This is a genomic window from Paenibacillus sp. V4I9 (genome assembly GCF_030817295.1).
In the GTDB taxonomy this organism is placed as follows: Bacteria; Bacillota; Bacilli; order Paenibacillales; family NBRC-103111; genus Paenibacillus_E.
Window position 1 is genome coordinate 969,238 of the sequence record NZ_JAUSZE010000001.1, and the last position, 13,474, is coordinate 982,711.

14 protein-coding genes and 1 other annotated feature are annotated in these 13,474 nt (G+C 46.1%); of the genes, 4 read left to right on the forward strand and 10 right to left on the reverse strand.

Annotation, left to right across the window (positions count from 1 at the left end; all coding sequences use genetic code 11):
• The first annotated feature begins 100 nt into the window (after positions 1-100).
• The gene (gene ilvD / locus QFZ81_RS04745; protein WP_307447496.1) at positions 101-1,786 is read left to right on the forward strand and encodes a dihydroxy-acid dehydratase; all 1,686 of its coding nucleotides are present in this window, start codon (positions 101-103) and stop codon (positions 1,784-1,786) included.
• 49 nt (positions 1,787-1,835) lie between these two features.
• Here the strand turns inward: ilvD and QFZ81_RS04750 are convergent, their stop codons facing one another.
• Positions 1,836-2,969, reverse strand: a complete 1,134-nt coding sequence (locus QFZ81_RS04750) for a permease (RefSeq protein WP_307447494.1) — start codon at positions 2,967-2,969, stop codon at positions 1,836-1,838.
• A gap of 159 nt (positions 2,970-3,128) precedes the next feature.
• Positions 3,129-3,393, forward strand: a binding site (T-box leader).
• A 65-nt stretch (positions 3,394-3,458) separates the two neighbouring features.
• On the opposite strand from QFZ81_RS04750, the gene trpS reads away from it, so the two are divergent.
• Complete coding sequence (trpS, locus tag QFZ81_RS04755) at positions 3,459-4,442, forward strand: tryptophan--tRNA ligase (RefSeq protein ID WP_307601663.1); 984 nt, start codon at positions 3,459-3,461, stop codon at positions 4,440-4,442.
• Positions 4,443-4,520: 78 nt separating this feature from the next.
• Here the strand turns inward: trpS and QFZ81_RS04760 are convergent, their stop codons facing one another.
• Positions 4,521-4,703, reverse strand: a complete 183-nt coding sequence (locus QFZ81_RS04760) for a DUF5325 family protein (RefSeq protein WP_307447488.1) — start codon at positions 4,701-4,703, stop codon at positions 4,521-4,523.
• A gap of 153 nt (positions 4,704-4,856) precedes the next feature.
• On the opposite strand from QFZ81_RS04760, the gene QFZ81_RS04765 reads away from it, so the two are divergent.
• Positions 4,857-5,084: an alpha/beta-type small acid-soluble spore protein gene (locus QFZ81_RS04765; protein ID WP_056829533.1), complete on the forward strand. Its 228-nt coding sequence runs from the start codon at positions 4,857-4,859 to the stop codon at positions 5,082-5,084.
• A 128-nt stretch (positions 5,085-5,212) separates the two neighbouring features.
• On the opposite strand, the gene QFZ81_RS04770 is transcribed toward QFZ81_RS04765, so the two are convergent.
• Entirely contained in the window at positions 5,213-6,196 is a 984-nt protein-coding gene (locus QFZ81_RS04770; RefSeq protein ID WP_307447485.1) for a metal-dependent hydrolase, read from the reverse strand.
• Between the two features lie 250 nt (positions 6,197-6,446).
• On the opposite strand from QFZ81_RS04770, the gene QFZ81_RS04775 reads away from it, so the two are divergent.
• Positions 6,447-6,743 (forward strand): hypothetical protein, encoded by a 297-nt coding sequence (locus QFZ81_RS04775; RefSeq protein WP_307447483.1) that lies wholly within the window; start codon positions 6,447-6,449, stop codon positions 6,741-6,743.
• 53 nt (positions 6,744-6,796) lie between these two features.
• On the opposite strand, the gene gerQ is transcribed toward QFZ81_RS04775, so the two are convergent.
• The 7 genes from gerQ to urtA all read right to left on the reverse strand — a co-directional run bounded on the left by gerQ (position 6,797) and on the right by urtA (position 13,269).
• Positions 6,797-7,300 carry a spore coat protein GerQ gene (gene gerQ, locus QFZ81_RS04780; RefSeq protein ID WP_307447480.1) on the reverse strand — a complete coding sequence of 168 codons (504 nt, stop codon included), beginning with the start codon at positions 7,298-7,300 and terminating at the stop codon, positions 6,797-6,799.
• Positions 7,301-7,468: 168 nt separating this feature from the next.
• Entirely contained in the window at positions 7,469-8,155 is a 687-nt protein-coding gene (locus QFZ81_RS04785) for a response regulator transcription factor (protein WP_307447477.1), read from the reverse strand.
• A 226-nt stretch (positions 8,156-8,381) separates the two neighbouring features.
• Entirely contained in the window at positions 8,382-9,077 is a 696-nt protein-coding gene (gene urtE, locus QFZ81_RS04790; RefSeq protein ID WP_307447474.1) for an urea ABC transporter ATP-binding subunit UrtE, read from the reverse strand.
• On the reverse strand, positions 9,070-9,861 hold the full coding sequence (gene urtD / locus QFZ81_RS04795) for an urea ABC transporter ATP-binding protein UrtD (RefSeq protein ID WP_307447471.1): 792 nt from the start codon (positions 9,859-9,861) through the stop codon (positions 9,070-9,072). The genes urtE and urtD overlap by 8 nt, the downstream gene beginning before the upstream one ends.
• Before the next feature lie 49 nt (positions 9,862-9,910).
• A complete protein-coding gene (urtC, locus tag QFZ81_RS04800) occupies positions 9,911-10,987 on the reverse strand; it encodes an urea ABC transporter permease subunit UrtC (RefSeq protein WP_307447469.1) in 1,077 nt (358 codons plus the stop codon).
• 21 nt (positions 10,988-11,008) lie between these two features.
• Positions 11,009-11,914 carry an urea ABC transporter permease subunit UrtB gene (gene urtB / locus QFZ81_RS04805; RefSeq protein ID WP_047681504.1) on the reverse strand — a complete coding sequence of 302 codons (906 nt, stop codon included), beginning with the start codon at positions 11,912-11,914 and terminating at the stop codon, positions 11,009-11,011.
• An 80-nt stretch (positions 11,915-11,994) separates the two neighbouring features.
• Positions 11,995-13,269 carry an urea ABC transporter substrate-binding protein gene (urtA, locus tag QFZ81_RS04810; RefSeq protein WP_307601665.1) on the reverse strand — a complete coding sequence of 425 codons (1,275 nt, stop codon included), beginning with the start codon at positions 13,267-13,269 and terminating at the stop codon, positions 11,995-11,997.
• Positions 13,270-13,474: the final 205 nt, after the last annotated feature.

Sequence of the window (13,474 nt, forward strand, 5' to 3'; positions counted from 1 at the left end):
ATTGACGCGTTATCATACTAAAGGCAGAAATTTTACGAGAAGTGTGGTATGATAGATTCATTGTTTTCTCAAAAGAAATGAAATCTAGGAGGAATTGAGAATGGCTCATCCAAAACAGCGAAGCGATATGATTAAAAAAGGATTCGACCGTGCTCCGCATCGCAGTTTGCTGCGTGCAGCCGGCGTTAAAGAGGAAGATTTCGGCAAGCCGTTTATTGCGGTTTGTAACTCTTATATAGACATTATTCCTGGACATGTTCATTTGCAAGAGTTTGGTAAACTCGTGAAGGAAGCGATCCGTGAAGCAGGCGGGGTTCCTTTCGAATTCAACACAATTGGTGTTGACGATGGCATTGCGATGGGGCATATTGGTATGCGTTATTCCTTGCCAAGCCGTGAGATTATTGCGGATTCCTTGGAAACGGTAGTTAATGCTCACTGGTTCGATGGCCTTATCTGTATTCCTAACTGTGATAAAATTACACCGGGTATGATCATGGGTGCCCTTCGCGTTAACATCCCTACGATGTTAGTGAGCGGCGGCCCAATGAAAGCCGGTAAAGATAAAAACGGTAAATCCATTTCCCTATCCTCCGTATTCGAAGGCGTGGGTGCTTTCCAAGCTGGTAAATTAGATGAAGCGGGTCTAGAAGAGTTAGAGCAATACGGTTGTCCGACATGCGGATCTTGTTCCGGTATGTTTACAGCGAACTCCATGAACTGTTTGGCTGAAGGCCTTGGTCTAGCTATGCCGGGTAACGGTACAATTCTGGCTGTTGCTGAAGAGCGTAAGCAATTCGTGAAAGATTGTGCGAAACAATTGATGGTCCTCATTGAAAAAGACATCAAGCCTCGTGATATCGTTACGATCGAAGCGATCGATAACGCATTTGCTCTCGACATGGCAATGGGTGGTTCCACGAACACAGTTCTTCACACATTGGCTATCGCGGCAGAAGCGGGTATTGAGTACCCGATTTCACGCATTAACGAAGTGGCAGAACGTGTACCTCACTTAGCAAAAATCGCTCCAGCTTCCGATTATCACATTGAAGATGTGCATCTGGCTGGTGGTGTAAGTGCAATTATTAACGAGCTGCTCAAAAAGCCGGGTGCATTTGACGGTGACCGCATGACAGTAACTGCCAAAACGTTGCGTGAAAATGTGGCGGGCTGTGAAATTCTGAACCATGAAGTGCTTCGTCCAATTACGAACCCGCACAGCGAAAGAGGCGGACTAGCTGTACTGTTCGGTAACCTTGCTCCTGAGGGGAGTATCGTTAAAGTTGGTGCAGTTGATAAATCCGTTGGCGGACGTCACGTTGGTCCAGCTATTTGCTTCAACTCGCAAGACGAAGCTTTGTACGGCATTGCGAACGGTCATGTTAAAGAAGGCCATGTCGTTGTTATCCGCTACGAAGGTCCGAAGGGTGGACCTGGTATGCCGGAAATGCTGGCTCCTACTTCCCAAATCGTAGGTATGGGTCTTGGCGCGAAGGTTGCGTTAATTACGGACGGACGTTTCTCTGGCGCATCCCGTGGTATCTCCATCGGTCATATTTCTCCGGAAGCCGCTGAGGGCGGGCCACTCGCTTTCGTACATGATGGCGACATCATTGATGTGGACATGGACGGCCGCAAAATCGAATTGCAAATCAGCGATGAAGAATTCGCGAAACGCCGCGAGAGCTGGACAGAGTTCCAACCGAAAATCCAAACCGGATATTTGGCGCGTTATACGAAAATGGTGACAAATGCTAGTGCAGGCGCCATTCTGAAGTTTTAATTATTAATATCAAAAAGGAGTCTCGCCATAAGTGGCGAGCTCCTTTTTTTTAAACTAAAAAGAAACGCATTAAAAGCAATGATCCCGCCAACACCGTAACCGCGACGACGATGGAGAGAGTCAGCACGAAGCGGGCTTTAAAGATGGAGAGCATCATCAGCGTGCTTTTGACGTCGATCATCGGGCCGAACACAAGGAAAGCTAATAAGGAGCCTGGAGAGAAGGAGTTGGCGAAGGAGGCAGCCACGAAAGCATCTGTTGTGGAGCACAGCGAGAGCAGGTAGGCAAAGCCCATCATGAACACATGTGAAATGAAAGGTCCCTGACCGATCGCAGATAAGCTGTCTTGGGCGACGAATGTTTGGATAAGAGCGGTTAGGAAGGCGCCCAGCATCAAGTACTTACTCATTTCGAACAGCTCGGTCGTACCGTGGCTGAACATAACCATCATGCGACCACCGTCGTGCGAATGATTGTGGCCGTGATGATGATCATGATCGTGTTTATGATGATGATTATGGTTATGCCCATGATGATGGTCGTGATCGTGATTGTTGTCGTAAGCGTGAATAAGGTCAGCGTGATGTCCAGGGCTGGAACCCCGGTGGTGGTGTAGTGTGTTTGCCTGATTTTCGATAGGATGACGTAAAGGGTTACCTTTCAGGAAACGTGTCAGCAGCAGTCCTACGATGAGCGCAACGCCAAATGTAAGCCCCATTCGCGAATATGCCATCGAAGGCTCGCCGCGGAAAGCCATGAATGTCGAGGCGAAGACAATGGGATTCAGAATCGGCCCGACTAGTATGAAGATGACAGCTATGTACACAGGCATTCCTTTCCGCATGAGCCGACGAACGAAAGGAATCATTCCGCATTCACAGAGTGGGAACATGATGCCAAGAACGCAGGCAAATAAGATGCCTCCTAACGGGTGCCGCGGCGTCATGCGTCTGATGAACGCTTCAGGAATGAAGTTTTCAACGACCGTGGATAGAAGGACGCCAAGTAACATAAAAGGCAAAGCGTCGAGAAAAATATCCATGAATGCTGTAAAGACGAGCTTGCTTTCATAAAAGACCAAACCCGTAGGAGGAAGCTCTCTCGTTGTCACGATTAAGATGAGGAGAAACGCGCAAATCACCGTGGAGATAGGAAGGCTCCAGCGATATAGAGTCGATGGCAATTCGTTGACACCCCTTTGTCCGTTGATGCGTCCCTGAAGGACGCGGAGTTATTTTATCCATGGAAAGGCTAGTATGATCTATCCTATGTACATGCAGGTTCAGATAGGACAATGTCCTTGATTGACAATGGATTGTAAGGGTGTATAATGATATAAAATCAATTCGCGATGATAGGAACAAGTAAGTTTGTCTTCCGTTTCTCAGAGAGCCGGTGGTTGGTGCGAACCGGTGAAACAAGCAAACCGAATGGATCCTTGAGCATGAGGCTGAACACAGTATGCAGGTTGCCGGAACCTAGGCCGGAGAACATCCTCATCTGTCAAGTATGCCAAACGGAAGCTCCCCGTTATCAGAGCCTGAAGGTCTTATTGAACAATTGTTCACGGACAAATTAGGGTGGTACCACGGTCTCTCGTCCCTTGCGGGGAGAGGCCTTTTTGTTGTTTTTTTAGACCATAAGAAGTTAAGAATTCTGGAGGGATTATCCAATGAAACGAGTATTATCCGGTATGCAATCCAGCGGACAGCTGACGATTGGCAACTATATTGGCGCACTGCGCAATTATGTGAAGCTGCAGCATTTGCATCGCTGTTATTTTATGGTCGTCGATATGCACGCCATCACGGTTCCTCAGGAACCGGCAGCTCTGAAGGAGCAAACAGAGTCCATTGCTTCGCTTTATATTGCTGCGGGACTAGATCCTAGTAAAGCATCCATTTTCCTACAATCCCATGTTCATGCGCACGCTGAGCTCGGCTGGATCATGACGACGCTGACGCATATGGGAGAACTTGAGCGTATGACACAGTTCAAGGACAAATCCGAAGGTAAGGATTCTGTTGGTGCAGGCCTATTTACGTATCCATCCCTTATGGCAGCAGACATTCTGTTATACAATGCGGACCTTATTCCAGTCGGAGATGATCAGAAGCAGCATTTGGAGTTGACGCGCGACTTAGCGAATCGCTTCAACAACCGTTTTGGTGAAATATTTGTCATGCCGCAGCCTTATATGCCTGAGATCGGTGCAAGAATCATGTCTTTGGATGATGCATCCAAAAAGATGAGCAAAAGCAGTCCAAATGCCGGCAGTTACATTGCCATGCTGGATGAGCCTGATGTCATCCGTAAGAAGCTTAGTCGAGCAGTCACCGATTCTGGCCGTGAGGTAAAGTATGATCCTCAAAACAAGCCGGAGGTTAGTAATTTGATGTCGATCTACTCCCACTTTGCAGAGATGAGCTTAGCTGAGATTGAAGCCAAATACGATGGGCAAGGCTATGGACCTTTCAAAAAGGATCTAGCTGAGCATCTTGTGGCCGTTCTTGAGCCGATCCAACAACGCTATCGTGAAATTCGCAGCTCGGGTGAAATTTTCGACATTTTGAAAAAAGGTGCGCAGGAAGCTGCTGAGGTGGCTGATCAAACCCTGCTCGAAGTGAAGAAGCGGATGGGTTTCGTCGTTATATAAAAAGCAAAAAAGAGCTCGAACAGCTAGTACAGCTGTTTGGGCTCTTTCTCTTATTGACGATAGTTGTTAATGCTTTCGTTAAGACCGCGTATTTTTCTTGCGAATCTTCGCTTTAACTGCAAATCCATATCCTATAAAGCCTAAGGAGATGATGGAACAGGCAAGGATCATCCAAGGCTGCCTGAGGGCAATGAATAAGCTGATGGAGGCGAGCAGCAGAGTGCCAATAACAGCGAAAAGAAGAGCTAGTGGTTTGCTCATGTACGTGACCTACTTTCTAGAAGATTGAACAGTGTCTTCTTATTTTAAACTTTTTTGATCGCTGTGCATATAAATTCATTTCCTCCACATACTATCATTGCAAGCTTGCAAATACATCAAAGATTATAGCTGACTGAAAGGAGTCTGATCCTTATGGCGCAAAATCGTAGCAGCAACACATTGGTAGTTCCACAAGCCAATCAAGCTTTAGATCAATTGAAATATGAGGTAGCTCAAGAGCTGGGCATCCAAATTCCTCAAGATGGTTACATGGGTTATATGGCTACTCGCGATGCTGGTGCAATCGGGGGTAACATTACTCGTCGCTTGGTGCAAATTGCTGAGCAAACGCTGGCAGGACAATCTGGCTTTCGCAGCTAGGTAACCTGACTCGTTAATAGCTTTCCCGATTTACGTAACAATAAAGCCCAGAGGCCTAAAACCCTCTGGGCTTTTTGTATGTCTTTTTTAAACGTAAAAAAGACGCGTTTGGTTAGCGCGCCTCTTTTCTAATAAAGATCCACTTTTAGCTTTTTTTCAAGCCTAGTGTCATTCACCCAGCCCACATAAGAATCAAGTGTTTGGAAATTGTGATCCATCAGGATAACACCGACGAAAGGATACTGCTTCCGGTGTCGATAACGCACATCAGCCCACCTTACTTCGTACCCCCAACGATGTTCTTTCACTTCTGCACAGGTGAAGGATGAGAAGTAGAGTAAGGCTTGGATGTCTTCGTGACTCTTGGACACCTCGATGGCTGGATGTTCTTCACATTTGACAGTGTCGATCCACCTAAGCTTCGAATTCTTCAGTTCACCCAACTGGAAGGTGCCGTCTGTTCTTCGTTTCACTACGTTCCACACATAGAGGTTGAATGTTACAATAAGTGTGTATTTATCCCCAGGCATATGAGTGGGGTCTTTGCGATAAAGCCCTTTTTCTACGATGTAATGGTCCAGAGAGCGCCAGATGTAATAGAGGGCGATAACACCGTACAAAGTCGGGAATACCAGCTTTGGACTGGCGACATGGAAAGACCACATGAAAATAGCTGCGATGTGGCTTGAAAAGATAAAGGGATCAAAGATGTGTATAATGTTCCATGACACCCACTTTTCAGAGAATGGCCGGAACGCTTGTGTACCATATGTGTTGAAACAATCTGTGAAGACGTGAAAACAAACGGCGATTCCTACCCACATACCAAGGTGCAGCAAGGGGATTCCATGGAAGAAAAGAGCAAGAGCTCCAGTGATCAGCAGCGTCCATAAAAGTAAAGCTGGCAAAGAGTGAGAACGACCGCGGTGATTTCGAATGTAAGTGGCGTTCCCTTTAAAACGGAGCAGCCCGTCCACATCCGGAATCTGTGAGCCAATAACAGTTCCTATGAAGACCGCAGTGGTTGCCGCTGTGTCCGCAGAAACGCTAGGGTCAATTTGAGACAGTCCCGCTAACCCTAAACCAATTACGAGATGAGTACCTGTGTCCAAATGGGTTTCCTCCTAAGAATTTTCCGTAGAAAATTTTCTTCGTAAGCATGGGCTGAGTTTTCCGTAGGAAAACTTACTTTAGTTGATAAGAAAGTATAAGTTTTATACTTTTGCTTCGCATCAACCTTGATAAACGCGCTCGTCCTTATAAGACGACGGAATCATTTATCCTTGTAAGCATGGTCATTTTTCCGTCTTTTTATTAGTTTACCATTTTGGAGCAAAAAATAAATCAGAGGGAGATCTAAAAATGTTCAAAGTTTTTGTAGAGTATGCCATAAAACCCGCCTTTCGGGACTCTTTTCTCATCTATATGCAGGAATGGCAGCGGCGGGAAGGGCGATTTGAACTGCTGGAGGGAACGGATCAGGCAGGGCTTTTTGTGGAAATTTGGAAGAAAGTTACCTATGAGGAGTATCTCTCATTGAAACAAGAACGCTTGCATGGAAACGAAAATGCTTCACATCAAGCCGTATGGGAAGAGTGGATTGAAGGCGGCCTGCGCAAACTGCATATGTGGCATTTCACAGAAGTGACCTCTACATGACAAAAAAAGCCGCTGCTCTAACGAAAGAGCAAACGGCTTTATGTGTGATCTAATTATGCTCTCTGTTGGCCAGGTCCGCCGCCAGAGTATGGATAGTAATACTGAAGTTCCTCGTCGAATGTAATGTAGTCTAGATTCACCATGAGCAATAAGAAACGCATACCGGTAGCTGGATCGCTGATGATAATATGATCGCGGCCAGCTGCCTCCAGTTTGCCTTTGAAAATTTTGGCATTCCATTGCGAGTTATTTTCGTATGTCATGTAGATTGTAGCCATTTTACCAAGGTTCAAACGGAGAATATTCTCGATATAAGATTCTTCCATTGGGAGAAGACCTGGTACATTTACACCGGTTTGCAGACCCCCAGCAGGTGGAAATGCCGCTCCGGCCGGTGGAAAAGCAGTTCCAGCAGGCGGAAATGCAGTTCCGCTTGGTGCAGGTTTATTCGCACCCGTTGTTGGAACGGGATAAGCCGGATAAGGATATCCGTAAGGGACTTGCGGGGCCATGCCTTGGTTTCCTAGGTTACCGATTCTGTAAGGGCTATTCAACATGTTGGTATTTCCTCCTTGAGCTTTCCTTGAGAAAGCTTTCTTCATAATTGAAATTTGAAACAAATTCTTAGTGCGTGTCATTATCCATAATCATCATATTGTGCATCTGCCCATTTGGTGACTGGTTTTTGCTTAATTATCCCAAACAAAAAAAGCCCCATTGGGAGCTTACGTAAGTAGAAATTTATAACCGACACCCCAAACCGTCTTAATATATTTCGGTTCTTTTGGATCAGCTTCTATTTTTTTGCGAAGGTTTGCGATATGTACATCGATTGCACGTTCAGTTACATAGGAATCGAAACCGCGGACCCGGTTTAAAAGCTCCTCCCGACTGTATACTCGTCCTTGATTCTGCCAAAAAAGTTTCATAATTTCAAATTCAGAAAAAGTGGTCTCTATTAGTTTGTTATGTACAAAAAGGCAGCGCTTCTCTAGGTCCAGATGAACGACTTGCTCGGTCGTATCGGTAGATTGAACTGGCGGAGGAAAGGCATGTGAACGTCGCAGTAAAGCTTGTATTCTTGCTGACAGTTCCCTCATGGAGAATGGTTTGCATAGGTAATCATCTGCGCCAGTCTGCAGGCCTTTAACGCGATCGGAGACCTCATTTTTGGCGGATACCATAAGAATGGGGATGGTTGACGAATTTCGGAAGTCTGTGCATAGCTGAATCCCGTCAACATCAGGCAGCATAATGTCAAGCACGATGATATCAGGTTCGAAATCTCGAAATAACACTTCGCCTTGACGGCCAGTTTCCGCACGCATAACTTGATAGCCTTCTTCGTACAAATAAATCGACATCATTTCACCAATGCTTAAATCATCTTCAATAATTAATATCTTAGACATAAACGTTCCCCCCTCCTTTTCCTTCAAAAGGTTCGGTGCTCGATATGCCGGACGCAACATTCGATCCTATATATGCATGTTATCATTATACATTTTGTGACGTCCAGCTTAACTTCATAATTAGTTCCTCCGTATGAAAAAAAAGAAGCTGGACGGTACTTGACGCCTAATTTCATAGGTCAAGTAATCCAGCTTCCTTCTGTAGGGTGGGTCCATGTAAGCAAAATCATACCGTTAAGTGCTTTCGGACTTGATCTTCGCTCAAATGCTCGGCATGACCTTCGGCGGCTATTGTCCCTCGGTCCAATACATAATAGTAATCGGCAATGCCTGTAGCGAACTCTAAACTTTGTTCGACAAGTAATACGGCAATTTCTCGACTCTGTTTGATAGATTCAATGATGGCTTCAATCTCCATGACAATAGAAGGCTGGATACCTTCCATCGGCTCATCTAGCAGCAGCAGCTTGGGGCCAGGGGCTAAGGCGCGGGCTATCGCTAATTGCTGCTGCTGCCCGCCGCTGAGGTCGCCTCCTTTGCGGTGAAGCATTTGACGAAGCACGGGGAAGGTGTCGAAGAGGGATTCAGGGAGCTTTTTTCTTCCATCAGTTGCAGCTTCAAGCCCAAGAAGCAGGTTTTCCTCAACAGTAAGCTGTGGGAAAATCTCACGGCCTTGCGGCACGTAGCCGATCCCTAATTTGGCTCGTCGATCCGGCGGGAATGACGTTATATTCCGTTCGTTGTAGTGGATCGTTCCGGACTTCGGCTGAATGAGTCCCATAATGCTCTTCATGAGTGTGGATTTCCCTACACCGTTGCGGCCCATTAGACAAACGATTTGCCCAGGTTTTACCTGAAGGTTGACATGGCGTACAACCATACTCTCGCCGTAACCGGCTTCTATCTTCTGAAGGTTAAGCACCTCGTTCCACTCTCCTTCCTAGATAAACCTCAGCAACCTTATCATCATTCTGAATATCCTGCATCGTGCCTTCCCGAAGCACAGTGCCTTCATGAAGTACTGTGACCGTTCTAGCGAATTGGCGAACAAACTCCATATCGTGTTCAACTACGATGATCGTCTGATTAGCCGCTATTTCGTGCAGCAGCTCACCTGTTTTCTCGGTTTCGCTATCTGTCATGCCGGCGGCAGGCTCATCAAGCAGTAGTAGATCGGGCTCCTGCATGAGCAGCATCCCGATTTCAAGCCATTGTTTCTCGCCGTGAGAGAGTGACCCCGCGCGTTCTTTGACTTTACTTTGGAGGCCTATCATCTCGAGTCGGAGGTGCAAGCGGTCGCGCTGTTCACTCGTCGTCTTGGTCCATAGTGCGCTTAGGAGACCGCGCTGTTGTTTCATAGAAAGAGCCAAATTTTCAAAAACGGTTAATGTAGAGAAGACGGATGGTGCTTGGAATTTACGTCCAATGCCAAGTTGAGCAATTTGGTGTTCTTGGTGCTTGGAGAGATCAATCGATTCTTTGAAATAAACGTGACCTTGCGAAGGTTTCACTTTCCCGCAAATGACATCCAAGAGCGTCGTTTTACCTGCTCCGTTCGGCCCAATGAGGAACCGAAGCTCTCCATATTGCAGGGAAAAGTCCAGATTGCGTAAGGCTTTAAATCCGTCAAAGCTCACTTCAAGTCCTTTAACGCTAAGGATTTTCTCGCCGGCTACAGGTTGTTGTTTCGCTAATTGTCCTAGCATTGGGATGTTCCCCCTTCAAATTTCATAATATTAAGGATTTGGTGTATGGTCAGCTTGCTTCTTGCGATGAAGAAATCGGCTTAGGAAGCACGGGTTTTTTCCAATTGGAGGTATAGTGTGTGATCGTACCGACGATACCTTTGGGCAGCAGCAGTACAACAATAATGAACATGGCTCCGAGCATAATAGGCCACCAGGCTGGGTAAGCTTCGCTAAACGTTGTTTTGGCTGCGTTGGTGATTAACGCTCCAAGAACGGCGCCTCCGATCGTTGAGCGCCCCCCGATAGCCACCCAAAGAACCATCTCAATAGAAGGGACAATGCCCATTTGTGCAGGTGAGATAATGCCTTCCTGAAGGACGAAGAGCACACCGGCAAGTCCGGCTAATCCTGCTGAAACGCAGTAAATGAATACTTTATAAGTGACTGGATTGTAACCAATAAAGCGAACCCGATTTTCACCATCACGAATGGCTGTGAGAATGTTCCCCATACGACTGGTGACGAGCAGACTGCATAGAATAAGAACAACAACAACAACAGCTAAAGTGAGATAGAAAAATAATAATTTCGTAGATTGGGATTGCAGGTTTAAGCCAAGAAAGGTGGTGAAATTAGTTAGTCCGTTAGTTCCACCTGTATAGCCTTGTTGGCCAACGAATAACGTGACGGTAATAATGACCAACGCCTGAGACAAAATGGAGAAGAAGGCACCTTTAATGCGGTTGCGGAATGTAAAATATCCTAAGATGAATGCAACGATCATCGGAATGATGAGGGCGAGTAGGAATGCAGCGCCTGCATTGTGGAAAGGAGCCCAGAACCACGGTAAGCTTTCAACACCGCTCCATGACATGAAATCCGGAAGTTGGTCTGGCGTCGCGGCGAGCTTAAGATGCATGGCCATACAATAAGCGCCAAGTCCGAAGTAGACGCCATGGCCGAGGCTAAGAATGCCCGTATAGCCCCAAATCAGATCAATTCCCATGGCAATGATGGCATAAGCGAGAAACTTGCCAAGAAGCGAAAGTCGGAAGTCTGACATGAACAAAGGAGCCAGAGCGATAGCGATCAAAAAAACGGCATAGACGATCAATTTAAGCTTGGATTGTCCCGTTAAGAGCATGGAAGATACCACATCCTTTCTTCAATCTAAGGATCTTGAACGGATCGTCACAAGTCCCATCGGTTTCCATTGCAAGAAGGCTATTATGAGCGTAAAGACTAGCACTTTACCGAGCGTAGCACTTGTTGTGTATTCCAAAGCTGTATTGAAAACCCCAATACCTAATGCTCCTGCTACGGTTCCAATCAGCTTGCCAATTCCACCAAGTACGACAACCATGAACGCATCCACAATATAATAAGTGCCTATGGTTGGTCCAATAGGTCCAAGAAGCGTTAAGGCGCATCCGGCAATTCCTGCCATAGCGGAGCCAAAAGCGAAGGACTGAGCATCTACTCTACGTGTGGAAATACCAAGACAAGCAGCCATTTCACGATTTTGCATAACAGCTCTCATGCGCCTTCCTCCGGCTGAGTGGTACAGGTACATATAAATCACCAAGATACATAGCGCAACCAAAGCAATAATAAAGAGGCGCTTGTAAGGGAGAATGAGGTCCGCTGATAGATGGAGTCCGCCTTCCAACCATTCGGGTGCTTTGACAGCCACGTTAGGAGCACCGAAGATGGTGCGCGCAAGCTGTTGCAAGGCAAGGCTTACTCCCCATGTAGCAAGCAGGCTGTCTAAAGGTCTGCCGTACATGAATCGAATAAGAAAAACTTCGAGAAGCCAGCCGACAAAGAAGGCTACCGCAAAGGCAACTCCTAACGACACGATGAAATACCATCCGAAAGCGGACGCCGGTAGAAACTTCTGGAACCACTGCTGGACTAGATAAGCCATGTAGGCGCCAATCATGATGAATTCGCCATGTGCCATATTCATAACATTCATCAAGCCGAATGTAATCGCAAGACCGATGGCGATCAACAGCAGAATGGAGCTAAGGCTTAGACCGTTAAATAATTGAAGAAGCAGCAGACTCATGACAATCCCTCCCAGTAAACCCCAAGTAAATGGTGAAATCCAGGACTGCCGTTAGGCAGTCCTGGCTCCAATAACTAACTTTATTTTTTCGTTACTTCTCCGCCCCAAGGGTATGTTTTGAGGAAAGGATCTGGTTTGAGTGGTTGGCCGGAGTTCCATATTTCTTTGATTTGGCCATCCGCCGTAATTTGACCGATTCGAGCCGTTTTGGAAATATGTTGGTTCTCTCCATCAATGACCACTTTACCTTCAGGTGCGTTAAACTCGATACCTTTGGCAGCAGCTTTTACTTTCTCTACCTCAAAGGATCCTGCTTTCTTAACAGCTGTAGCCCATAAGTAAACGGCCGTGTAACCAGCTTCGATCGGATCATCCGTAACGCGGTCTTTGCCGTATTTAGCTTTGTAAGCTTCAACGAATTTTTTATTCTCAGGTGTATCTGTTGTTTGGTAGTAATTCCAAGCTGTATAGTGTCCATCAAGGACAGATGCTCCAATACCGCGAACCTCTTCCTCAGCGATACTTACGGACATTGTTGTTAGATCTTTGGATGAAATGCCTGCATCTTTCAATTGCTTGAAGAAGGCTACGTTACTGTCGCCGTTCAGCGTATTGAAAATGACATCTGGCTTCTCTTTTTTGATTTTACTAATGATTGTATTGTAGTCCGTGTGTCCAAGTGGTGTGTATTCTTCGGCAACAAGCGATCCGCCTTCAGCTTTCAATTGCTCTTTAATAATTTTGTTGGCTGTTCTCGGGAATACGTAATCGGAACCAAGCAGGTAGAATTTCTTGCCTTTGTTTTGAAGAAGCCAAGTTACCGCAGGGATAATTTGTTGGTTCGTTGTTGCGCCAATGTAGAAGATATTAGGTGATGATTCCACGCCTTCATACTGTACCGGATACCACAGTAATCCTTTGTTTTGTTCGACGACAGGAAGCACGGCTTTGCGGCTGGCAGATGTCCAGCAGCCAAAGATGGTTACGACGCTGTCCTTTTGCAGTAACTTCTTAGTTTTCTCTGCAAAAGTCGGCCAATCGGATGCACCGTCTTCAATCACGGGCTTGATTTTTTTACCTAAGAGTCCCCCAGCTGCATTAATTTCGTCAATCGCCATAAGTTCAGCATCTCTGACAGACACCTCGCTAATGGACATCGTGCCTGTCAGTGAGTGAAGAATACCAACAGGTACCGTTTCATCCTTCGTCTCCGCCTTAGCTTCAGCGGCTTTGGTCGCCATAGGTGTAGTTGTCGTGGATGTAGTTGGCTCTGTCTTTGCACAGCCAGCCATGACCATCATCAAAGCCATACTCAAAGCGACTGTGAGCTTACCTTTGTTTCGTATCTCTCTCATTCACGTCCCACTCCCTTTGCTTACAAGATTTGGATTACAAGGCTTATGATAAAGTGCGAAACAAGTTAGTGTCAATATAGTTGACATATATAAAGGTTTTTTTGTTAACAGCGCACAAAAATTAGCTATTTTTTTGTTGAAATCACATAAAATACGAAGAACGACTTCAGAAATCGTTGTTTTGGTGTCATAATATCTAACATTG